The 26,066-nt window shown below is 50.6% G+C and carries 7 protein-coding genes; 2 read left to right on the top strand and 5 right to left on the bottom strand.

Annotation, left to right across the window (positions count from 1 at the left end; all coding sequences use genetic code 11):
* Positions 1 to 54: 54 nt before the first annotated feature.
* Both GF409_01415 and GF409_01420 read right to left on the bottom strand, forming a co-directional pair.
* Positions 55 to 15,093 carry a protein kinase gene (locus GF409_01415; protein MBD3425871.1) on the bottom strand — a complete coding sequence of 5,013 codons (15,039 nt, stop codon included), beginning with the start codon at positions 15,091 to 15,093 and terminating at the stop codon, positions 55 to 57.
* 269 nt (positions 15,094 to 15,362) lie between these two features.
* Positions 15,363 to 17,753 (bottom strand): hypothetical protein, encoded by a 2,391-nt coding sequence (locus GF409_01420; protein MBD3425872.1) that lies wholly within the window; start codon positions 17,751 to 17,753, stop codon positions 15,363 to 15,365.
* 469 nt (positions 17,754 to 18,222) lie between these two features.
* Here GF409_01420 and recN point away from each other — a divergent pair, with 469 nt between their 5' ends.
* Together recN and GF409_01430 are read left to right on the top strand one after the other, a co-directional pair.
* On the top strand, positions 18,223 to 19,887 hold the full coding sequence (gene recN, locus GF409_01425) for a DNA repair protein RecN (GenBank protein ID MBD3425873.1): 1,665 nt from the start codon (positions 18,223 to 18,225) through the stop codon (positions 19,885 to 19,887).
* A gap of 214 nt (positions 19,888 to 20,101) precedes the next feature.
* The gene (locus GF409_01430) at positions 20,102 to 20,305 is read left to right on the top strand and encodes a cold-shock protein (GenBank protein MBD3425874.1); all 204 of its coding nucleotides are present in this window, start codon (positions 20,102 to 20,104) and stop codon (positions 20,303 to 20,305) included.
* A gap of 77 nt (positions 20,306 to 20,382) precedes the next feature.
* Here GF409_01430 and GF409_01435 read toward each other — a convergent pair whose 3' ends face one another.
* The 3 genes from GF409_01435 to GF409_01445 are packed head-to-tail and all read right to left on the bottom strand — an operon-like array spanning position 20,383 to position 25,887.
* Complete coding sequence (locus GF409_01435; GenBank protein MBD3425875.1) at positions 20,383 to 22,152, bottom strand: PAS domain S-box protein; 1,770 nt, start codon at positions 22,150 to 22,152, stop codon at positions 20,383 to 20,385.
* 59 nt (positions 22,153 to 22,211) lie between these two features.
* Entirely contained in the window at positions 22,212 to 23,651 is a 1,440-nt protein-coding gene (locus GF409_01440) for a hypothetical protein (protein ID MBD3425876.1), read from the bottom strand.
* Position 23,652: 1 nt separating this feature from the next.
* On the bottom strand, positions 23,653 to 25,887 hold the full coding sequence (locus tag GF409_01445) for a hypothetical protein (GenBank protein MBD3425877.1): 2,235 nt from the start codon (positions 25,885 to 25,887) through the stop codon (positions 23,653 to 23,655).
* Positions 25,888 to 26,066: the final 179 nt, after the last annotated feature.

Consider the following 26,066-nt stretch of genomic DNA (forward strand, 5'->3'; position numbering starts at 1 on the left):
CTACCTGAGCCACATGAGCCAAGATAAATATTGAAAAGCGTCTTTAAAGAGGGATTAGAGCGACCTGAGTATCTCATCCTGAGCAGCCTTCCAGTCGCGAATCTGCTCGTAATCAACAGGCCGTATCCTCAGTTCTACCAGGCCATCCAGGATCTTATCCAGTATATCCGGGTCCTTATCAAGATCTATCGCGGAGGGATCGGTTACCAGCGCCTTGATCAGGGCAACTAGGCGTTTCTCAGCTTCCGGGGTGAACAGGTCCGTCTGCTTGAACCTTTCATAATTCAAAAGGGCTTTACCCAGCACAACATGCATGACCTCGTCCACCGCCCCGTCATCGGGTATACCTCCCACCCTCACGACGACTACCCTTTCTGCCAGGCCTTCAAGCTCCATATCCCTGAGGGTCTCATCCAGAAGGTCCTCCACCAGTGAATAGCGTTCCGCCGGAGCGTATATTATGGCCCTCGGCATTTTGTCCGAGTACTCCGGACGTGTCATGTTCTCAAGGAACTTTTCGAAAACTTCTCTGAGATTGGCTTTAAGCGCCCGGTCGGTCATATCCGCCCGGTAGGCATATCCGTCAGTGATGGTCTCCGAACCGTATTTTCTGCGGAAGAGCCTGGCGGCGCTACTGTCTACCGAAGGCTTTGCCGACATCATCATACGTTCATTGGCCGGGGTCACTATCCAGTCGACGACCCCCGCGAAAAAGTCCTCGACAGCATCTTTCGCGGCATTGATCTGGGCCTTTCCTGAACGGGCGTTTTCGCCTACAGCTTCCATGTCCTGCCGGGAATAAACTTCTGTGAAGCCATGTGCGGCTTCCTGTGAAAGACTGAGATTATGAAGAAGAAGGATGTATTCAGCGGCGACAGTATCCGGGATGATGCCGTATTCCATATCATCGAATGAACGTACGTTCACAAGGTCCACCCTGAAAGCCCTCTGGGCATCTTCAGTTACAACGAACTGCCCCAGGTGCATATCACCGGCGATCATCCCGTGTGTGTGCAGGGTTTTAAGCGTCCGCCCCACCGCTCTTCCAAGTTCCGCAAGACGCGCCTTCTCTCCGGAGTCCTGGAGGTCCAAAAGGCGCTTCTGTGCATTATTGCCTATCCAATCCGACATGAAAGGTATAAGAGAAGTATAAAGAAGCGTCCTGAATTCATCCCGGTCCGCGCCGAGTTCGGAAGCGGCACGATCATAATCTCCCAGATCGTTCAGTTCAACAAGCTCGAAAAGCCCCTCTTCAGCGCCTCTTCTGAGAAGGCTTATCGTCCCGGCTGGAAGCTCTTCCTCGCTCTTGCGTTCTATGTTAGGGCCTCTTTTCCACATGGTGGTCATCGGCAGATAAACCTTTCTTACCGGCGGGACCACCATCGTGCCATCTGGATTACGCAGGCGTAAAAGCTCCAGGTAGTTCCTTATGATCCTCTCATCGGGCGCGATACCTCTCATATGGACGGCCTCCTGCTCATATTCCATCGGGTACCCGCGCCCCAGGATCATCGCGCTGAATGGTTCAGTAATTATAGGCGAGACGGCGCCTTCTGCGGGTACGGCCGTTATGGCTTCTTCAGGAGGACCGCGTCGTTCTTCGACCTTCGCAAGGTACGAACCAAGACTCTTCATGAAAAGCTCCGAAAATGGCATAAGAGCGGGCATCATCTCCTCGGTCGTCCCGGAAAAACTGACACCCATCGGATAAAGCACGTTCCGGAACCCTCCTCTATAATTGAAATCGGAGAAGATCCCAGCCATCGCCTGCGGATCCTTCCGTTCGATCGGGCTGTAATGGTCGTAGACCTCCTTCAAAAGTTCAATACCCTGACCTTCCGCCAGGTCGGGATTCTCGGCCACGGCCTCAAAGATAAAATGATTGTTCTCAGGTTCTCCGCCGATAGTGGGTTTACCGGTCTCGTCCTCGGTCTTCTCAAATAATCCGTACTGTGCCATTAAAGTGGCGAGAAAGATCATTTTATGCCTTGCCCTAGCTCCTTTTTTCTCTATATTTTCCGCGGCTTTACCTGTAACATGAAGCCTCCGGTTGCCTATATCCACCATTACCACTTCGCCGTTATCCCGCACCACAAAGTTGCCGCCGTGTATATCAAGAGGTACGTACCCGTTAAGTCCTACCGCTATGGAAAGAAGCACCTCCACTATTTTCTTTCTCATGTTCAGCGTAAGCTTCCCTTCCCTGGCAAGCTGGGTGGCGGTCTTGCCCTCGATGAATTCTTCAGTGAACCACTTTTTACCGTTCCATGTCCTGGTCGCGCCGAACCGTGGCACTACCTGTTCCCGGCCCTCCTGAAGCTGGTCGAGTTCCCTTATCTCCGTGAACGCTATATCACCTACAAGCTTTTCGGTCTTTGTAGCAACGGCCATAGTATAGGTCCGGGCCTTGTCCGGAGAAGAGAATTCTATCCTGAAAACATGTTTATTGCTTCCCTCCAGATGATCGGTGATATAAACATCCTTGCCGATATCCCCGAAATCGAGATTCTCGTTCCCGGAGATCTTCCTTAACTCGTCCACTAGTTTATTCCTGGTAAGGCCTTCCAGATAATCTTTGGCCATCATCGCCAGGTCCATGTATCTTTCCATTTCCTCGGGGGTCTGCGTGTCGGGATCGGCACCGGTTATCAATACATTCATCTCAGCGCCTACATAACGGCCCCTGTAAAGATCTGCCACATCTTCCATATCCAGCCTTATCAGGTCGCCCTCACCCTGCCTGAGCATGAAGGACCTCTCCTGTCCGGTCCCGACCCGGTAGCATATGACTATCCTGTCATCGGCGCCGGTACTATCGCGCCTGTAGCGTATGAAATCCCTCAGGCCTCTTGCGGCAAGCTCCGGGTCCATATCCTGGGCTTCCCACGCCTCAGATGGCACCCTTTCTTTGAGTATGCTGGCGATCTGCTCCGTCTTGATCTTTTCGGTGAGAGCCCTGTCCATAAATGGAAAGACCTCCCTCTGAAAAGCCCTTAGAAGGTAATGGGGGTTCGCCGGGTCTTTCATTGCCTGGGCAAGGGGTTCGCCTTCCAGCATCATCGGTTCGCCCACCGCCTCCCCGTCAAGATAAAGCGTCAGCCTCCCCCCATCGAACACAGGTTTCAATACCGGTGCCTCCCCGTCTTCTCTTGGCTGTATAAGATATTCGCCCAGCTCATGCAGCCACGCAAGGTCATACTGGGCCACGCTCTCGTTGACGATGATCATGTTCTCGTCCGGACTGCTGGAAGCCCAACCGAAAACATCAGCCACCAGATCCTCCGCGCGATAGGTGTAGAATTCCGGCAGGCGTCCGCTGTCGGATCTGTCGATAAAATCAATAATGGCGTTTATGTATGAAGCGTAGTTCTCTTTATCCGGCGGCAGGTTGTCCCTTGCAAGAGAGAGGAACTCCTTCAGCGAATCTATGTCTCCGGTATCCCTGCCGGTGCTCCTGGTGATCTCCACCTCTTTGCGCACTATTTTCTTTTTTCTTCCCTCTGTTGTTTCAACCACCATGAATTTTTTACCGCCGGACTCTTTTATACCAACCACATTGGCAAGTTTGCCGATCTGCGGGGATACTCTGTCTCCCATGCCTTCGGCGGGAAGAATATCATCCAGCCCCGGTGGCAGCGGTTTGGGAGCTATATCCTCAAGTTCCTCGGCTGAATCCACTCCCGCCAGAATAAGTTTCGCTTCTTTGACGGTATCCGCTCCGCCCCTGTCTAGAGCATCGGTCCATCCCTGCTGTATGAATATATTCTCTGTCAAGAGCGCGGCCACCAGCTTCTCAAGGGGCGTCTTGGCCTGGCGCTGGATACGCCTTATGACCAGATCCCGGTCCTGGACCCACCGGACCATTGCAGGCGAAACCCCACGCTTTGATTCGGCGAGAATCTCCTGGTAGGTCTGGTCGGACATGGTATAGGGATTCTTGCCTTCGTTCATAAGTTCGTAAAGTATATGTCCCAGCGCGAACAGGTCCGTTTTGGGTTTAACAACACCCTCTATCATGGATTCGGAGGAGATATACCCGGGAGTCCCGATGAACCGGCCCATACCGAATTCTACTTCTCCTTCGGGCGCGTACACGGACAACCCGAAATCAGTTATCTTGAGCTTCCCCTCGGAAAGCAGTATATTATTGGGCTTGATATCGCAATGCAGTATCCCCCTTTCATGCAGCTCGCCGATCGCCTCAAGAAGTTCTTCGGCAACGGACCTGACCTCTTCGTCCCTGAACCTGTCCCCGATACGCTTTTTAAGGTTCATTATGTCCCAGAGCGAGCCGCCTTCGGCGTATTCCTGTATCATGTAATAGTATCGCTGGCCGTTGAGCTTGTATGTGCCGAGCTCATAAGCATCAATGACGCTGTCATGGTCCTCAAGATGCCTCATCGTAAGATATTCGTTGAAGAACTTTAATACCACCTGGGGTGCAGCCCCCGGCAGAAGTACCTTAACCGCCACTTCCGAGCCATCGGGGGTCTCGCCCTTCATCACCGCCCCGAAACCGCCGGCTCCGAGCGCTTCCTTTAACCGGTATTCACCTGTTACTCCCTGTATGGATTCCGGGATGGCTATCTGGCGAACGGTCCCGCCGTGAGAGGGCACTCCTATCTGCTGCTCGCCGATCATCTTAGATCCCGAGATGATCTTATCGGCAATTATATCCGTGAGCATTTCCGCACCGGCCGAGCCCAGCTCACGCAGGTCCGCGCTCAGTATGTCCCTGGTCTCTTCAAGGGTAAGTTTTACCGGAGCCCTTACCGGCTCGGCAGCAGGCGTTTCTATCCCGGTAACAACTTCGAGCATGGCCAGCTTTGCCGGGATCATGCTTTTTCTGTTCCTCTTCAGGAATTCTTTCACCGCCTCGTCTATCGCGCCTGTAAAATATTCGGCTTCATCCGTGCCGGGCTCAACGCCGAAGGTCTCATTGAGCCACAGGTCCACGAGGCTCTTGAAATCAGTGAAATCCAGCTCCATAAGCGCTCCGGCGTCAACGATGTAAACATCCTCTGTCTCCGGCTGCTTGACGAAATTCGACCCCTTAAGGTCGTACATCGTCCAACCGGTACCTGTTGTCATGTCAAAGCTGCTCAGCCACAGGTCCACAAGGCTTTTCACCGCTTTCCGGTACATCGGCCGCTTCTCTTCGTCAGGCACTTTATCCAAGTCCACTCCGTCGACGTAATCGCCCACCGTGAAGCCGTATATATCACTGCTTTTGAGTATTCGGGAGATGAACGCGTCAAGCTGTTCGTTTATGAAATACGCGCTTTGCGTCCTTAAGGTCTTCTCCCCTGTCCGGTTGGCCAAAAAGAACGCCACTTCCTCGTTGGTGAGGGCCTTTATCCTCTCCAGGTCCTTGATGTCCCTTGGCGTGAGCAGCCTCAGGCTGAACGTGTAAGTTCCCGCGTCTGTTCTGGCCTGCACGCGGAAGACGCTGTTGAAATCGCCTCTTCCCACGAAACTAACGTTCTCAACGACGAACAAGTCGAAATCTATGCCCTTAAGGTCGGATACGTCTTTTCGGATCCGGTCGAGTTTTACGGCAAGTATATCAATAAGGACATCTTTCATGTCCTCCGGGTCATCAATGCCCTCTATGCCCGAAACAAATTCATCCAACCCCTCCCAGAGAGTATCGGGTGATACCACCGCCTCGCCCAGCTTCAGGGTCGGCAAAAATCTGTTGAGTCCCACAACGGCAAGATTCGCGATACTGTGGTTCAGGATAGAAAGGCCCATGAAAGCGACCGGTCCCGCCGAAAGGAAGGGCAGGATAACTGCGTTGGCCACGGCTACGAGCGAAGGGACCAGAAGAACCCTGAATACCTCCGGCGGGGAACGGGTTCCCCTCGTGTGATCCAAGACGAATTTTCCGGCCATGAACACCTGAGGTATTATCATGCCGTGCATTATGAGGAGCCAATCAAGCCCGGAAGTAAGGATATATGACAGGGCCGCTGTCACCAAAAGCGGAAGCCCCCTGTAGAGCGCCTCTTCGGCTACAGGCGCGGCTAAGAGGCTTCTGGCTAATCTAGGCATATCGGGCGTGATGCGCCTTAGCCATCCAGTAACAGCGGATCCCAGCTGAGCTCTGCGCGGCCGCGCGCGAGCACTCTTTATCCTACCTTCATCAAAAAGGCCGTCAACCATCGGATAGAGCATACCGAACCCGGTTCTCTGGTCCATGAAGAACAGGTCCTTGTAGTCAGCGTCCGAGGCGATAACCCTTTCCCCGATTGAATCCATTATTCTCGAAACGGTCCGCGCTCCCGGAGAACGCAACATGGCTTTATAATCTTCCCAGTTCTGGCGCGATATGAGATTAAGGTTGAACTGTACGGCGATCTGCAGCAACAAAGGCTCGAAGACATCGTCAAAAATAACTCTTTGTTCCGCATCCCGGTCAGGCGTTGCCGGGCGTTCCCTTACACCGGGGGCGACTTCCCCGGGGGATGCCTCGGGAGGCGCCTCTTGGGGTGTTTCTGCTCTCTCCCGGACCGCCGCGACCGCGGCATTAATATCTTCGGGTGTGGGGGGCTCGACAGCCGCAAGTTCTCCGAACCTGCCGGAAGGGACCCTCTTATCCGCCCGCTCTTGCGCCTGCCTCAGAGCCTCCGAAATATCGCCCCTTCCGGGCATTATGGTCCTGGCAAGAACAGTGCCTTCACCCAACCCTAGACCCAGTGCGTTCCGGCGGCGCTCGACCTCATTTTTGCGCTGTTCGATCATATCCGCTACCCGTTGGTTCTCCTGCACTATATCATAAACGCCATGGGCGTATCTGTCGTACCACCTGGCCCATTGCATCTTCTCTCTCTCGTTCTTGGGCACCATCTTAAGATCCGCCTCACCCCTGGCTACTTTTCGGAAATCATCCAGGTAACCGAATGTCTTCAAACCCTCCCTCCCTCTGTAAGGATCGGCCTTGGGGCTTTGTGCGACATCCAGAATTATCGGATCGCCCGAACTGGTGACATAGGCGGCGAACCCGTGACCCCTTCCGGTGGGCCTCACGTAGAAGACCATACCCTCGATCATATTATCCTGTATCAGCTTCTCGAGCATCATGCCCACAAGTATACCCATGTGGCGGCAGACGCCCCTTTTATCCGAAAGAACTCTGTTTATGTCGAGGATATAATGGAATTTGGCGTATTTATCGGTCTGTTTCTCGTCATAATCAACGTTGTCCCTGATGGCGTCGAAGACCGCTCTTATCAGAAGACCCTTGGCCATCCCAGATCCCAGATCGTAACCGGAGTCCGCCAGATCCTTGCTCGCCTTTCTGACATTATCCCGCACCTTCTCATAAAGTTCTTGGATAGGCTGGCCCCATTTGGCGTGGATTATCTCTCTTTTGGCTACAAGGGACCTTCCTTCGCTCTTCCCGCCGATTATGCGGTGGCCGTAATTGCCTTGACCGGGACCGGCAAAAGCCGATTCGCCTTTTGATATATCGAAAGACTGTTTCACCTGGTTTATTCTGTCAACAAGACCCAGGATAACTTCCCTTCTCAGCGCCCTGTTCTTTATCCTCTGATAATACGGAGCGTTCTCTCTTATCTTCAGACGCGTTTGATATTCGGAAGTCCCCGGGAAAAACCGGGCCTCTGGTGTTTCACGATAAAACCTTGCAAGTTCCTGAAGACCGTATTCGCTGATAATATTGTTCTTCAACATGCTGCTGATCTGCGCCTCCGCCAGCCGCGTGTACATCCGGTCGGTATCTCTTTCTGTCCCTGAAATGTCCACGCCCATTTCATCGGCCTCATCGGCGATAACCTGGAAATAACTCGCATGCATGAAACCGGGGCTCTGCATATATTGCCCCAAAAACCCCTTGATCTGTCCTTCCTGGGAACCGGAAAGCTTCTCTTCCGATGCGATCCTGTGCAGGTATTCAGCGTCACGAACCAGCTGCTCTGCCTCGAATTCGATCCCGGTACGCCCGGTAAGCTCGTGAGAGATCTCATGGGCTATACCCATTCTCACAACAGCCATACGTGCGCGGCGGTCGGCTATTCTCTCGACTATCCTGTTGACACCGATAAAACCGTTGCGCACATGGTCTTCGAACATATAAGGGGAATGGTCCAGAAAACCTATTACCAGGGTCTGCGGCAGGTTTTCTATCTCGCCTGTGCCTTCCAGCGATACAAGCACCTCTCTTATCAGGTCCCCCAGAAGAGCCCCGTCAATATCTATGCCTTCTTCTACCAGAGCCTGCACCTGCTCACCTTTCACCAGTAGAGGCGCGCCGTTGAGATAAACAGGAATGACCTGCACTACGGGCATCTTTTCCCTGGCAAAGTCCACCGCCTGCTGGGAATTCGCTATAGCGACTTTTTCACCGTCCCTGACCGAAACAGAAGCATAATAAGGTTCGGTGTGTTTTATCTCCAGCGATTCGGCAAAGACCACGCCGGTTTCGGAAACGTATTCTAGTTTGACGCCGAGTTTTTCCAACTGCGCGATTATAAATCGTTCAAGTTCTTCACTAACCGTTTCTCCCAGCTGTCTCTTTTTCTGTATATCTTCAAGCATTGATAGGAGCTTGGACTTAGTCGCCTCGACCACTTTGGGGTCATCCCCCCTGAGGCTGGGATCCACAGAAACGGCATTCAGCGAATAAGTGCCGTCCCCGTTGTCGGTGACCGTCACATCGATCATGGGGCCGAATACAGCGACACCTATGGCAAGAACTATGTTTTCCTCTTCGTCGGGCTTGCCCGATGTTCCGTAGACCTCTCTTACATACGGATGAGACGCTTCATGTTCCAAGCTGTATGCCAGCAGGTTCGCATCGGCAAGTTGCCCGACCGGAACGTGAATAACACCCTCCTCGTCTATGTAAGCACCGAGCTCGGCGCCCCTGGTGGTCACCGCGGCGATGAGTTCCACATCCGTCATCAGACGTGAAGCCAGATCCTCCCGCACGAGTCGAAGCACCCTGAGCATCCTTTCGTCCTCCCCGCTCTTTTCAAGATCTGCGATTCTCTTGTCGATCTTATCCAGGGAAATGCGCCTGACTTCCTCCAGACGGCGTATATCCTCACCGGTCTTCTCAAGACCAAAGACCAAATGCGTGCCCATGGGTGATATCATGTTCTGATAACCAGGCAGAACCTCTCTTGAGCCTGCTTCTTCTGGAAGAGGTATGGTCCTTTCCTCCCCGGCGATCAATATATCAACGGTCCTTTGGGGTTTCTCCGCGGGGGCCCCGGAGGTCGGCTTGGCGGGAAGTCGCCGGGTGACCTCTTTTATAACCGCTCTCTGACACGCCGTATACAGGACCAGCAGGAACAGACCGGAAGCGAATACCGGTCTGTACCTCCGCCCCAGCCAACCGATGAACCTCTCAGCCAGAGCGGCAACGGATCCAGCGTCTTTCAGTCTTGACAGGTTATTGCTGAACCATGCTTCGGACAATCCCCTATCCGGCTCTCCCGTGCCGGGATCGCGCCCGACCGAGTTGAAAACAGCGTACCTCGCCGCACCGGAAGTGTTCCTGTCAAGAAGAGGAACGTCATAACCGGACAGTTTCTTCTCAAGGCTCTCCCACTCGTTTCCTATATCCTCAAGGTTTTCCGGGGCCAGAGGTCTTCCACGTCGGGTCAGTGAGTCGATCGTATCCGCCGCGGCCTCATTCAGCTGTAGGGAGCTTTCTGCGACGGGTTTGCTTATATTCTTTGTGATCCCGGAGGCTGAGGAGTTCAGCATCTCTACCCTTCGCCATGTCCCGTGGCTTATGCTCTTATAAAAGACCATGTCCCTGCCGTTATATCTTCCGACGATAAAAATCCTGTCTTCACCATCTTCGGGCACGCCCCTGAACGCGTCACGTATTATCATGTAACCATTGAGATGCGCCCATATCCTGGCAAGGAACGACGGATCGAGATCGACTATCACCTTGGAAGGTATGATCTGCTGGGCGTTGAAGTTCTCCGAACGATAATTACCGTATATCCTGTAGAAATATTTCCTGAACTTTAATATTTCCCGGGCGTCCAGCCTCTCGTCCAGTTCTCCCTCTATGACGGATGCAATGGTCCTGAGATAGTCCAGGATAAGCTTTTTGGTATCCCTGCCTTCATTGGCAGCCACTCTGAAATCACTGAAAAAATCACTGTCAAAATGCTTGCGATAGAACCTGTCGAACCCGCCTTCCTTCTGAACCGCCCTTGCAATGAACTGCGGGTTGGTCTCAAGGACTTCGCGCAGATCGACCCGGAACTTGCTGGCCAGGTCCTGTTGCAGGTTGAGATCTATCCATTGGTCGAAATTGAACGGCCCCGGCAGGGCAAGGTCCCCTCTGCCAAGGAAAAACCCCAATGACTCCGCGAAAATGGAGGCCATGTTGATCACAAGGACATAACCCAAGAGTATGCTGCTCAAAGCGAACGGTCCCATGCTGGAGTAGGACAAAATGATCCCAGCAATCGAACTTGCGGCAATATTACCCAGAAGACCTCCGAAACGAACGAAAACCGGAGGAGCCCTCCCGGTCCTCACCTGGCCGGTATAGAACACCCCCAAAAGGTCCCAGTCCACGAACGCCCCGCTCAGTTTCGCGGCGGTGATATGCCCAAGTTCATGGAAAGGCGTCGAGAAAACGGACAGGACCCTTACTATCGTATTGAGCCAGGGTGCATCCCTTCTTAGAGCATTGGCCAGTAGTGAATTGGACGGAAGTTCGGTGGTTTCCGAACCGACTATGTCCCCGAGCCCTCTGGGCGGGTTCACAGCAGGCGGTTCGCCGAAAAAGTCGGCAGCCTCCCGAGCAACATTCTGGCTGGTAAGATCTACCGTCTCCGCCCCGGTGCTCACACTTTCGGGCCCGAGATCGATAGTGCTCGCTACCTTCACGGCGCCGCTGGTTGCACTATCAGCGGGCGGACTCCTTCCACGAAGGGACTTCTGCGTGCGAATCTTTTTGGTGGACGACGTTATCCTGCTGACCGCCGTACCCGCCTCGTTTATCCCGTCCTCGTTCTCGAGCAAAAGCATGGCGATGAATTTTTCGAGCTCCGATGATTCCCGGGAATGCGCCCGGCTCTTACCCAAAAGCCGTATCGTTTCGCTGGTCGACCTTCTTTCCTTCTTATCCACCCATTCGGCATACTTTTGGTTTTCGAACAGCTGGTTCATGTTCTCTTCTTCTTCATCGGTCCTGTGCTGGGGAAGCTTGCCATCATGCAGCATCTGGTAAAGGATAACCCCTATGGCATAAAGATCGGTTTTGGCGTTGTATTTCACGTCCTGTCCGTGAACAAAGAAGTTCCTGAGAACATTATTCGGCATATACTCGGGAGTTCCCGTAAGGGTTTCTGTCGACAAAACTCCCTGAGGAGTAAAACGTGAGATGCCGAAATCAGCTATCCTGAGCCGGCCGTTCACATAGAAAATATTCTCAGGCTTAAGGTCAGCATGGATGATGCCTTTCTTGTGGATAGCTCTTATCGAGCTTAGAAGTTGTCCGGCGATATCGTATACCTCTTCCTCGGCAAAAAGCTCATCACGCACCCCCACGCGTTTTTCCGCCTGACGGGTCTGGATCATCGTGCCCAGGTCACCGCCATCGGCGTACTGCATGGCAATGAAATAATATCTTTCGCCATTATGCTCATAATATCCTGCCTCATAAGGCCTTATAACCCCGGGGACGTCTTCAAGACGTTTCATCATGAGGTATTCCTGCAGGAAATTTATCACCGCCGAAGGAGAGCTGCCCGGCTTCAGGATCTTGATCGCTATGTCCCGTTCTTTAAGTCTTCCTTCCGTGACTTTGGCCCGGAAAGCTGCCCCGAAACCGCCTTTCCCGAGAAGACTTTCCAAGCGGAAAGTGTTCGCGCCCCGGGCTTTTCCTCCCATTATCGTATCGGGTATGACCATGGTCTTGCCGCCGAGCTTGATCGCTCGAGCCCTTGGTTTTTTCATGCGTATGTTCCGCTTCGGAAAAAGCTCTTTCCATCTGGGGTTCTTGATCATCCTCCTGTTATCAGATTCGGCATATATATCCGGCTTATAGCTCAAAAGCTGCGTATCCACCCCATCAGGGAACAATCTGTAATTCATACCGTTCCAGGCATAAACAAGTGCCAAAACAGGAGAAGCGATATAGCTGGCGCCATAAGCTATTATTTCGTCCGCGAGGCTCCCTTCTTTTATGCCGCGGCGCCGATTCCAGTTATGGACCGACTCATGAAAATCCACTATATGCCCAAGAAAGGGGCCGAACTTGTCACGTATCTCCACGAATGTCTCATTCGCCGAAGCTGCTTTGTCCGTATTGAGCTTTCTCTGCACCCTGAAAGCCTGAAGCGTCTGGAAGGCCATTATCAGTGCCTGAAAACTGAGCACCGTATGCAAAAGGAACATCATCGAAGGATTAAATCCGGCCATGATCGCAAGAGCGCTACCGGCAGCGATGAATGTTGCCGGGAGCATTGCCATTAAAGCGCTCTGCCAGGCCCTGACGGCCGGACCCAGCCCCCTGAAACCGGGAGGCAACTGGCGCCCTTTTTCGAGGTTATCTTTCATCCAGTCCTCACCTGCTGCCAGCGGCGTCGCGCGTTTTGAAAGGTTCGATTCGAAAAGCCGGTAGGCGCAATTAACGCGGATATTGCCCTCTCCATCACGGCGTATGTGCCTTACGGCGGCATCGGGACCGTCGATCTTTTTCTTTAAAGCGTAATCAGGATTATTGAAAAATATGGTCTCCTGGCCTTCGGTATCCCTGCCCACGGAAAAACGGATCTCGCTGGGCAGTACGAAAACGGCATTTTCGGGCTGCCCGGTTTCGTTATTCATTGAAGTCTCATATGTGTGGGGTTCATCCAGACGTACCCTGAAAAGAGACCTGCCTGTCGCATCCTGAGGGAATACTTCGACGTCCCGAATCCTGTCCCAGGGAAAGTCCTCTGCGCCGATAACACCTTTCAATAGAGACAGCGCCCCGCCTTGAACGGCCAGGGCCCTTCCGCTCGAGCTGCTTATCCTGGCCAGATCCGTGAAGATATCCAGAAGCGTTGCTCTTCCGGCCGCATCCTCCGCGGCATCCAATCCCGCGTTGCGATCAAGATACTCGAAGATCATACCGCGGACCATCTCTTCGGTTATAGCAAGAGGTTCAGTGCGCGCATCTTCTGCCGTACGGTCTTCCGCGGGTGGACCCGCCACTTTGAAGACATCCTCGTTGATCGCACCCCTGTAACCAGCCTGAGAGAGCAGATCGCTGAGACTGATCTTTTCTGTCTCGGCCTCGCCTTCACCGAAAACCAAGGGCATCCCGTCATCCCCCGTACAAGCGCTACCGTCGGTTTTGACCAGCGCCATGCGCCTCCCTCTGGCAATACGCTCCTGGATAATAACAGCGCTCCTGAAGGCATATATAGCAGCGTCCCCCCAGACCGCACGTGCCAGTACTGGAGAAAGCATACTGGCTATCTGTAGCATTGAAGCCTGCGCGATAACAGAGCGCAGCATCTGCCGAAGATTGGTCGTCTCCCCCGCCAGGATATCGAAGTAAGGACACTCATAATCTTTTTCGATTGTGAATTTCGGGAGAATGGAGATATAGGATATCTGGTTCTTTCTGAGCAGGTCGCAGAGGTTCTCGGTATGAAAACCTCCGGTCATCAGTATGGCGCCTTTTATCCCGCCGGAGGTATCAGAGAACCTGAGGTTTTCAAGAAAGACACGGTCCCTTTCGAAGGAATAGGCGTAAAAACCCGTTATCCTCCTGCGGTATCCGTCCAGAGCGGCGATGCCCTCACTAAGCCGCGCGCTTATACCGTAGCGCGGAGCTTGTTCGTCGATAAACCTGAGGTAATGGGCAATATCGAAGGAACTGGTGTTACCAAGATAATATTTGTAGTCCGTCTTAGTGAGGGAAATGGCGAAAATGTTCTTCATCAGGGCCAGGTTCCGGGAAAGAAGATTGAGCCGGCGTTCAGTATCGTTACGGTAAAGCCGGTCCTTTATCCCCGCCTCTAGTTCGTCCATCTCTTCCATGACCCTTGACCTGTCCGCGGTCTCGTAAGTGGAGACGTAATCGATGTAATCGGAAAGAGCTTTATATTCACCAAGATCCAGTCCAAGGCCGCCGGCCTTCGTCAGAAGATATCCGTAAAAAGCCTTGCGCGAGATCTTCTTGGTCTTGAAATCCACCGTCCTGGTGAGAAGCTGCCTTACTTCGTTACGTGAAAGTCTCTGCTTGAGCTGGAGGATGAGTTCGGCACGATCGGCATTAGCTCTGGAGAAATCCACTTTTTCCTCAAGTTCCATCGCCTTGTGGAGAAGATACAGGTTCTCGAACCTCTCCACCGGTATCTCCAGACCTTCAGACCTTTCTATCAAAAACTCCAGATACGCCCGGAAATCCATGTTGCCGGCCTTGAAAGCACTGTAGGCCATGTCGACTTTCAAGAGTTCCGAAGGATAAATATGGCGTTTCAGGTTGTTGAGGATATGAGTGATCTGCTTTAGATATTCCTGGACTGTCTGCTTATAGGTCAGAGAGTCCCTGTATACCTGAAGGTTCTTTAGGTAAAGATCCTTGTCTTCGATACCCCACAGGAGAACTTTACCGGGGTTGTTTATTGCATAATACTCCGCACCATTTATCTCTCCCTTCTTGACGAAGTAATCAGCGACTTCCCTGCGTATGGCTTTGCCGGAAATCGTAGTAAAAACATCGAGATCGTATTCACCCGATCCGCCCTCCAGGTTCACCGCGGTGATACCATGCTCTTTGTTCAAATAATCTATGAGGTCCGCCACCTTGCGTTGAGCGAAAACGTTACAGTGAGCGTCCTGTATATGAACTATGAATCTTTTGGATGCGCCTTTCGACATGTACCGCACCTCACCAAGATGGCCGGGTATCGTGAAGGTCTCTACATCAAGACGGGCATAGGGAGATTCCGGTTCCAACGACATCTGGTAGGGAGCTTCCTGTTCTTCAAGCGCCGCCCAGGCATCGGAAAGTATAAAGTTGTTGAAAAAAGCAAGAATGACCACAAGGGCCACAGCCTTTTTCAGCAACTTATATTTTTCAACAAACCTGATCTTCATCTGGAATCACCTAATTAAATAGTTTGTAAAATACTTTAATATCTATATATAAAAAGAGTCTTTTTATATTTCTAACTATAGAAATAAAATTCTTACTCATATTATATATAAATTCTCTAATTTTAGTTTACACCTCAAATATATTTAATTCAAACCTAAATTGCTAACTTTTTTAAACACTAATTTTGACGGTCTTTGAAATAAAAAACCCAAAAATACCGTAAACAAGTATTAATGGGTCCAAGTTTTTTTCAACATCAATAGAAAAATTATGCTCTTATAAGCGCCTCGCGGGCATGTTCATATATCTCTCTTATCTCTTCGGTATTCAGGGGCATTATCGGCAACGCTTTGATGATCCTGTTGAGCGCTCTGACGGTCCTGTTTATGTCCCCGGTAGCCAGATCCACCAGATCTTCCGGCTTGAGATGAAAATCCCTAACTCCCTGCGACCAGCAGAAATCCCTGTAGTTTTTGAGGGTCCGCTCAACGAATTGGGCGTCCACCTTCCCCTGCTCGGACTTCTGCCTGGCTATAAGGGAGAGTTTAAGACCCAGGATTATTCCGCGAATGAAACCCGACCTGTCATAATTCAATCCCACAGGTGAAATGATCGTCTCAGTGGGCATAATGCCGCCCAAGCCCCAGTCGCCGTCGCTCTTGCCGCGCGCGGTGATCTCTTCGGCTTTCATTACAGTGAAAAGCGTTATCGTGTTCTCCCTTGAACTGGTGAAGCCTTCCGGCAGGTTTTTCTTCTCTATACCGTATTCGGCGTATTTGGAACCGGTAACACTTCCCGGCCCCAGAGAGGAATATAGTTCTATGTAAACATGCCCAGAGTCCTGGAGAGCAGATAAATAACCCTTTACAAGATCGGGCCCTGCCGCCTCAAGAGCCTCTACCGGGATCCTTATAAGAACATCCTTCCCGGAAGAAGAGGCCAGCTGGTCCCTGAGGAGACCGGCGTTGGAATCAACAAGTTCGGTTATCTTATCGCTTCTTCCCAGAGAAGGAGCTTCGGGTACACGCGCCCGGCCGAGTACCTCATCCGTCAGCTGAGGGATAGCCGTACTGTCTGCGTCAGCCATGGCTTTATTAAAGCTTTCGGCGAGCTTTGGTATGGTCACTCCAAGAGCCTCTTCAGAGAACATGACATAGATATCTGTCAGGCTCGAACCCCGGGAATAACCTGAAAGCGAAGCCAGCCATCTTGCATCGGGGGCCTCTTTATGATTCTTCAGCAGATAGGTCTCATCGCCTATTCTGGCGGCAAGGTAAGGTGCGGTCTTGCCTTTGGTCTTAAGAACTTCGGCAACAGCATCCAGGTTTTCTCGGGTAAAATCAAAATCTGGGTTGAAAAGCGAAGCTTCTTCCGCTTCCAAATCCACTGAGACATCATTGAACCTGAGACCTCCCAGGTTTATCATATAATCGACATATCCGGGTAGAGCAAGTGTCCAGTCACCGGTCCTCACCCTTTGAGCCACGATATCATCTATATTGCCCCGGGCATCATAGCGGACATTGACCTGTATACCTTCGCCTTCTGTAACGCACTTTATATCAAGCTTTGTGCCCTGAAAATGGCCGGCGCCGGTACTGGTCGTCTGAAAAGATCCAGGCAATAGATCGTTCAAGAAATAAGTTTCATGTATGGTGCTCACCCTGCCGAGGCGGGTCTGGTGCAATATCCCTTCAGGAACAGGATAAAACCCGTGATCCATAAGGTACATAACGACATTTTCCTGCACCTTCTCATAGTGCTTCCGGTCGTACATAAGCGCCCCGGGAAGGTTATCGCCCAGTTTTGCGACGCCTTCTATTCCCCGCCAGTAGAACCCGGGAGCGCCCTCCTGTTTGACCTGTTGAGCGGCTTCGGGTAAAGAGGAACTGTCAATGTAACTCTTCCCGCGCTTGTCGTTCTGCGCCATCTTCTCATTAATGGAGCTCAGGCGTATCGAACCGGCCTTACCGATTTTCCTTTCATCCCAGGAAATGATCGTAAGGGCCTGTCCTGCCATCAGCTGCACAGCGCGGGAGACATCCGGATTCTCCGATAGATGCGCGGCATTCTGCTTTACATCTTTCAGGAAATTCTTTATTGAGTCCCTGTCGCCGTGCTTACCGGTATATGCATCAACAAGCCGGTTGCATATAGAGCAGAATACGCCCAGATGCGCATCCTGGAACCCGGCCCCGGTAAAGAATATATCGGTGGCCCTGTTGGGCCTTCTGCCATTCAGAACCAGCTGTGTTATTTCGTGCTCCATGATCAGTTCTTCCTTGTCAGAGACGGCATACTCTCCTGGGGCGCTGCCGGAACTCAACAGATCTATCTCCACCAGTATCCGCGTACCGTCCAGCAACTCGATCACCGCTTCGCGGCCTGTTTCGGGAAGTTCATCTTTTTCAAGAGCTGAGAACTTCAGAAAATGCATGCGGGGATCTACCGAGTCCTTGTTAATGTATAGCGCGTAAAAAGAGCCGCCGATCCTTTTCACATGCCCGATACTGCATCTTTCAAAATCCGCCCCGCCCAGGGCCTCTTCCATGAAAACCTCAAAGGGGCCTTCCCCGAGACCATTATCGAGGGAATGCCCCAGAAAAGCAAGAATAACTTCGGTATAAAGTTCATCCGCGTATTCGCCGGGCGGGTTCATTACCTCCAAGCTCCCGTCCGGGTTTTTGATCAAAGAATATAGGGGTTTAAACATGGACTGCACGCTTAAAAGATTTCTTGTGAATATCCCGCTATTATCCCGGGTGTGTCTGGGGCAAGCCCCTGCTTTATCCTGAAATGCGTAAGAAGTGCCTATATTGAAACAAGATATAAATATGATGAGTAAAATGGATACGAGCCTGTATGTGCTGCTCTTATGGTTAAATCCCACTACTTCCCCCTAACTTAATATTTGTTTTGCTAACATAGTTATAATCATTATAAGAGAAACCCACCTTGTAAAACAAAGCATTTTTCTCGCTTTTTTATTTTTAACGTAGGTGTGGTGTCTCCCCTGAAGCCCTCAGCAATCTTGATAAATTCACCCGAGCTTATCTCTTTCACAATATAATATTGACTAAGACCGTTAATCAATATAATATACCTACATAGCAACTTCGGGAGAATACATGCTGTCACAACTTCTCATACAGAATTTCGGACTTATCGACCGGATAGAGATCGAGTTCTCATCGGGGCTTAACGTTTTCACCGGTGAGACCGGGGCAGGTAAATCCATACTCATAGATGCCCTGCGATTCGCCCTTGGCGAACGGTTCAATACCGCTTATGTGCGCGATGCGGATAAACCCTGTATAGTTGAGGCCGTCTTCGACCTTTCCGAGGAAGTTATCTCGTCCTGCCCGTTCCTTTCTGAATACATCTCTTCCGACGATACGGTTTTCATCATAAACCGCACTTATATGCCCGAAGGACGCAACAAGGTCAAGGTGAACGGTTTTTCCCTGACGGTCAGCCAGCTCAAAGATATCGGAGATCACCTTGTGGATTTTCACGGGCCGAACGACCACCAGATGCTGCTCTCGGATGAATCCCACATATCGATACTCGACCGCCTCGCTGATCTTGATAAGGAAAAGAACGTTTACGCTCGTGAATATGAAAGATATTCCGCGCTACGAAAGGAACTTAAGGAGCTTCAGGACCTGGCAGAGAGCAGCGAACGTGAAACAGATATCCTCACCCATCAGATCAGGGAACTCGAACAGGTCTCGCTCGATGACGAGGAGTACGAATCTGTTAAAGCCGAGATCACGCGCATGAATAACTCCGAGAAACTTGTCGAATGCGTGAGAGACCTTATAGACATACTCGACAACGAGCAGACCGGCGCGGGAAACGCAATAAGCCGCGCTTTCGGTCCGATGAACACCCTAAACGCGACCGATAGCTCGACCGAAGAGCTGGCGGAAACCTTGGGCCGCATGCAGGAGGACGCATCGCTCATCGTAACAGCACTTAATAGGTATCTTGAAGAGCTTTCTTTCGACGAAGAACTCGCCCGCGAGGTCAATGACCGTTACGACACATATTACCAGATCCTCAGCAAATACGGCCCCTCCCTGGAGGATGCGAGGGAATTCTACGAAAAGTCCCGGGAAAAATACGATCGGTTAGTGGATATCGAACACAATGACGCGGAACTTCGCAAAGAGATCTCTTCCTCAGAAAATGCACTTGAAAAAGAAGCCGGGAAAATGACCTCAAAACGAAGATCCTGCGCATCTTCCCTGAAAGGAACCATCGAAAAAGAGCTCAAGCAGCTGGGCATTAAGCACGTTGATTTTGACTGCCGCATAGAAAAAACTGAATTCACTCCAACCGGATGCGACAGGATCAGCTTCTATATAAGCCCTAATGCCGGAGAGAAGCTCAAACCCCTTTCGGAGATAGTCTCCTCCGGGGAAGCGGCCCGCCTCATGCTCGCCCTTAAAAAGGCACTGACCAAGGTTGACCCCATACCCGTCCTGATCTTTGATGAAATAGACTCGCAGATAGGGGGCCGCCTGGGCCAGATCACCGGGCAGAAGCTCAAGGATATCTCTCATGACAGGCAGGTTCTACTCATTACCCACCTGCCGCAGATAGCTTCCTTCGGCGACCGTCACTTCAAGGTATCCAAAAAGGTGGAAAATAGCCGCACCCTGACCGGGGTCACCACGCTCGAAGGCGAAGCCCGCATCAGGGAGCTTGCGGACATGATGAGCGGAGAAATGCAAAACCTTATAGCGGTTAAACATGCGCAGGATATGCTCGCCCGGGCAAAAAAATAAAATAAACGATTTTTTTGAACGAATTATCTTGACAAATGTTCAAATATGGCCGTATAATCAATTTGTTAAACGCTTAATTTGTTTGACAGCGAGAGTGTAATGAAGACGACTATAAGGAAGTAAAGATCTTGGAACCGTACGGCTGAAAGCCAGCTGTGCGGTTTTTTTATGTCAAGATATTACTTGCTGCAACTGTGAGAAAGGAGGGTAGGGAATGTCAACAGGTAAAGTCAAATGGTTCAATAACGAGAAAGGTTATGGATTTATTGCTCCTGACGATGGCGGTAAAGATGTATTCGTGCATTACAGCGCTATCCAGGGTGACGGTTACAAGACGTTGAACGAAGCCGAAGCGGTAGAGTTCGAGGTCAAGGAAGGACCGAAAGGTCTGGAAGCCGCCAACGTGGTAAAAATATAACTTTATTGTTATAAAAGGACAAAAAAACAAAAGCCCGGCATAACTTGCCGGGCTTTTTTATATTATATTATTACTTCCTATTTATTGGCCGGGGGCAATACTATAGAAGCGGTAGTACCCTTACCCACCTTACTTGTGTACCAGAGATCTCCACCGTGAGCCTTGATTATACCGTAGCAGACTGAAAGCCCCAGCCCGGTACCATGCTCCTTGGTGGTATAGAAGGGGTCGAACATGAGTTTCATGTCGCTCTCGGATATTCCGGTACCCGTGTCTATAACATCTATGCGTATATTAGGTCCCTCCATTGTAACATCTATGGTGATAGTGCCCCCTTCGGACATAGCATCAGCGGAGTTGCGAAGCAGGTTCATGAGAACCTCCTGGATCTGTTTTTCATCGATCCACACATCCGGGACCTGGAACTCCATCTTTTTGACGATCTTTATCTTCTTGCGGGTGAACTGGCCCTCTAGTAGGCTTACCACAAGTTCTATCGAATCGAGTATATTCGTCTTCTTGAAATCACCCTTACTGGGCTTCGAGAACATAAGAAGTCTCTTGACGATGCTCCTGGCCTGCTCACACTGGGAGAGTATCACCTTAAAGGTCTGTTCATGTTTTTTGTTCTCGACCCCTTCCATGAGGGCCAGCTCTGCATTACCCGATATTATCATGACAGGATTATTCACTTCATGCGCGACATCAGCGGCAAGCTTCCCCAGCTGGGCTAGGCGCTGGGATTTCTCGATCTTCTTGCGTTCGGTTATATCACGGAACACCCCCCTCGTCCCCGCGAATTCCCCTTCATGGTCAAATATGGCGGTAACCTTCATTTCGCCGTAGACATCCACCCTGTTCTTGGTCTCCCAGGCCGGCTCGTAGGTTATCTCTCCCTTTTCCAGTAGCTTCTTATGCGCATTCTTGAATCCCGCCAGATTCGCCCTGCTAACTATCTCAGTTATATGCATGCCTATCATCTCTTCCTTGAAATAACCGAGCGTGTTACACATGGCTTCATTGACGTAATTAAAATTACCCTCCCTGTCGGTTATGAACATGAGGTCGCTGGCCGTCTCCATGAAGGTCCTGAACTTCTCCTCGGATTCCCTCAGAGCCCTCTCCAGTCGTTTTCGATCGGTGATATTGGCCACTATCGCCTGCATAAGCCCCCTTTTCAGGTCTACGCAGCTGGAACTGATGCCCACGTCTATTACCGTGCCGTCGCTTTTGACGAATTTGGACTCGAAACGCAGGGCGTTGGTCTTACCGCGGGTGCGGGTAGCGTGCTTGGACATGGTAAGCTCATCTTCGGTCTGAAGCTCCAGGAAAGGTATGTTAAGAAGCATATCTTTCGTATAACCCAGCATCTCACAGGTCTTTTCGTTCACATCCACGATCTTGCCGTCTATATCGTAGATAAAGACCGCGTCGTTGGACTGTTCGAAAAGAAGCCTGAAATGTTCTTCCCGCGCCTGCAGTTCCCTTATCAGCTCTTCCTGCTTGGCACCAGCACGGTTGAGCGAATCAATGTCGACCCGCGCGTTTCTGAGCTCATCGGTGATCTTGTCGAATTCGCGCGAAAGTTGCCCCACTTCATCGGGGGTATCCTGACCGACATGGTATTCCAAGTTTCCGGATGAAATTATCCGAACTCCTTTTGTCAGTTCACGCAAGGGTATGGAGATAATTTTGGAAGACAAATAACCTAAAAGCGCCGTGAACAGGGGAATGAAAAAATGGAATATCATGCCTGCCGTGCCTCTTCCGGAAAAAAACCATGATAGACCGGCAACAAGCACTCCGACAGCGAAAAAAGATATAGTTATTTTACTTTCTACTTTCATTATTTCCTTATACGAACTGACATTAACATAGCATGATTTCGCAAAGACGAGTTGAGGAATCAGGAATATTTCTCGGGAATCTTAAGGTCATCCTTTGGCGCAACGGACCTGACTATAGTCCACTTGAACTTGCCCTTTTTATCCTTCTCAAGAAGATTCACTATAGTGGGTTCTTTGTACCTCTCCCCGTTAGCGTCATAAAGGATCTCGACCTGCGGTCGTCTAATATCCATTGCACTGGTCTGTATGACCAAGGCGGTTTCCTTCGAGTCAAGTTCAACAAGCGTTCCAGGCGGATAAACACCCACCAGACTAAAAAAGTTCTTCAATAGATCTGGATGGAACCTCGTACCGGAGAGTTCCATCATTTTATCGTAAGCTTTCTCGGGACCTCCGTCCTTGTGATAGGAAGGTTTGCTTCTCAGCCTGTCATAGTAATCCGAGATGGCGATCATCATGCTCACAAGGTTAAGGGTATCCTTGCCGTAAAGCTTTTTCGGTGGTCCTGACATATCGTAGGGGATATTATGTTCAAATGCGACAATAGCCGCAAGTATCCCGACTCCCGGGGTATCCAGCAGTATCTTGGCTCCCTGAACATCCTGATCAGCCCTCTTTTCCTTCTCCTCCTCGGTGCCAGCATCCTCCCACCAGAGGTCATCACCGGGTTTGGCAAGCTTGCCTATATTATTCAATAAAGACGCAACACCGATATCAGCGAGGTACTTTTCGTCAAGCCCCAGAGCTTCGGCCTGCATTATGGTGAATATCGAAACATTCACACCGTGAACGAACATGTTCTGGTCCTGGCTCTTAACCGAAGTGAGCATAAGAAGCAGGTTCTTGTGCTTGAGCAGGTCCTTGAGCATGCTTTCAACTAACTGCCTGGCCGATTCAACGTTCAGCGGCTGGTTACCCTTTATGTTCTCAAAGGTCTTCTGAAGGAATTCAACTCCCTCCTGGTAACCTTTTCTCATGCCCATCCTTATTTCCGGGCCGCCCCCTCCTCCGCCTTCTCCTTCGCCTTTACCCTCTCCGGGTTTTTCTTCCTTTTTGAACCCGATATCGCCGATAGCTATGTTCTCTATATCCGTTTCCCGGAATACGCTCTCTATGGTCCGCGTCTCCGTCAGATCCTTGGGCTTGGTCACCAGGACCTTGCTGAAGAACTCGCCTAGTTCTTCCCTGGTAAGCGCTTTTGAAAAACTGATCTTCTTGACGCCAATGTCCTTCAGGTGTTCTATAAAGGTCTTCATCTTGCGGCTGGTTTCGTAAAAAGGTTCCTTTTCGAAGGCGATTTCATCGCCTATAATCCCTATGGTCATCTCGTCCTTTACAGCGAGTATCTCCTCCAAAAGGGCGTACACCCTGTCGATGGATTCCACCGTCAAGCGGTGCTCCTCCCCGTACATAAGGCTCATCTGCACCCCTCTGGAAAGCCCTACGATCAGGTCTTCTACTTTATCCCTTAACTCATTAGCCCCATTGCTTTCTGCCATCTTACCCCTCTAGATTTTCGTGTTCGGCACCCGTTTCACCGAGTTTGGTGATTATCTCGCTCATTTCCCGGACACGGTCACTTTTATCCTTAAGTCCCTGCTCCACAAGTTCCAGTGCTTCAGGCGTCCCCAGCCGTCCAAGACCTGTAACTGCCGCTATCCGTATGTTCTCCCTTCGTCTGGTCCTGAACCAGCCCCTTTTGAGGAAGTTCCTCTTAAGATGCGGAAAGGTCTCCTCAAGCTTCATCTGTCCGCAAAGGTCTATCAGCTTGGGCAGGAACCTTCTTTTGAACCAGTTCCTTTCAGTATACCTGAAAAGGCCATTTATGAACTTCTCGTCCTTGGTCCTTAAAAGCACTCCTGCTATCTTTTTCTGGACCTCCTCGTTCTTCTCCTTCTTGAAAGCAGTAAAAAGACCCTGTTTCTCCTCATCGTTCACGGGCACGAAAATATCAAGCGCCTCTAGGCGTATCTGGGGATCCTTGTGCGCAAGAAGCTTTTTGGAAATAAGATGCGCCTTCTTGGGATCAAATTCGGAAAGTATCCGGAAAAGGTTCCTTACCACCAGAGGCTCCCCGTACTCTATCCTGTCCATAGCTTCCTTGACGACCTCTTCCTGCATCTTGGAGACCACCGTCCTGAACTTGTTTATATGCGCGGGATTCCTTTCCCTGATAAAGGCATCTACAAGAAGACGGGCCGAATCGCTTTTTGTCCTGAGAAGTATCTCTGCTATATCCTCGAGTTCACTGCTTGTCGCCTCGGGGATAAAAGCGATCAGACTGTCCTTGGTCTCTTTGGTGGCTATCCTGTTGACAAGTCCCCTTGTGGCCATCACCATATCCTCATCCTCAAGCTGTTCGGGACGCTGCTTCTCGGTAAAGAACTCCAGGATCTCCTTTATGCGGATTATCTCCTTTGAGTCCAAAAGTTCAGGCAGAACGTCGATTATCTTCTCCCCGTACTTATTGAACTCCTCCGAATCATTCTCGAGCCAGAGGATATTGAGAAGAAGCCATATCTCCTCTTTCTTAAGCTCGCCCTCCTCGATCGACTGTGCGAACTTGTTTATCAGTGGAGATAGCCTTGCCATGTAAACAAGAGTGTCTATTTTCTTATTGACCACCGCGTCAACGGTTATCTTGTGCATCTGGTTCATGAAATTACTCTGCGGATTAGCGTCGAAGATCTCCTTGATGGACATCTGCATCCTTGTAAGCGTGGCAGGATTCAGTATCTTCTTACTGAAGAGTTTATCCGCTACCATCGATACGATGTTATTCGCCTTTTCCGAACCCGGTGCGAGCTTATCAAAAACCTTAAGAAGGTTCTCGTTGAAGGTATCCTCATCGCTAATGAGGTTCTCGATAAAACCAGCTATGTAATCATCCGAAAAGTCCTTCGTTATCTCATCTGCAAGATCGAAATTCTCCCCCTCTACAACCGCCTTCTCAAAAAGCATGTTTATAAGATCCGGGTGAAGCTGGGAGACCACTTCCATGAGCTTCACCTTCATCTGCTTGGCCTCAGGCTTGGAATACTTCTCGAAATACCTGCAGATCTTGCCCACGGTCTCCTGAATCTCCTTGGCGGTGGCCTCGTCCTGGAGCGTGTTCACCGCTTCCTTGTAAACCTTGTTGAGGACCTTGGCAGAACCCTGGGTATCCTCGAAGAAACCCGTCAGGAATTCTTTCTTTGACTCGGGAAGCCCCCCTCCCTTGGCCTGCTGAACAACCTCAAAAAGGGACTGCCAAACCTTTGACTCTTCGGAAGCTTCTTCCCCCTCCCGGGTCTTCTTAAGAAGCGCGCTGTAATCTATCTCCTTGATCACAAGGTGGGGAGTATCGGGTATGTTCTGGAGAACCCCCCCCATTTTCCTTACGGCGCGCTTATCGTTCTTGATGATATCGAAAAAGTCGGTAAGCTCCTGTATGGTTATACCGTCAAGGAAAGTGAGCGAAATAAGACCCCTCTGATGGAGATAATCGGCGACCTCAACGTAACGCGGGTCTTCCTCCCTGACCTGCTTGCCGTTAAAATAGATATTATCCTGGGCGATACCCATTTCAAGACGGTCGTTATCGACGAACCATTTGCTGAGAACTCCCTTGAAATTATCTATTGAAGACTTGCATATAGGATGGTCAAGCGAATACAGGGCGCTATTCTTTATCGCAAGGCTGAAAGCCCTTATAATGGAATCATAAACTTCTGTTCTCTGTTTGGGCGTTTCCAAGGTAAGTATACTCCTATTATTTATATTATTAGTAATATTCAGTATATCATAAAAAAAGCAAGCGTCAAAATGCCTGCAGCTTAATGGATGCTCACTCTTTGTAAGTTATTATATATAAATGTTTTAAAAAATATTCAGTTTTGCAAGTTGCGTCAATGAACAGCAGCTTCCCCCGAAAA

It is taken from the genome of Candidatus Omnitrophota bacterium (assembly GCA_014728045.1).
In the GTDB taxonomy this organism is placed as follows: domain Bacteria; phylum Omnitrophota; class Gorgyraeia; order Tantalellales; family Tantalellaceae; genus WJMH01.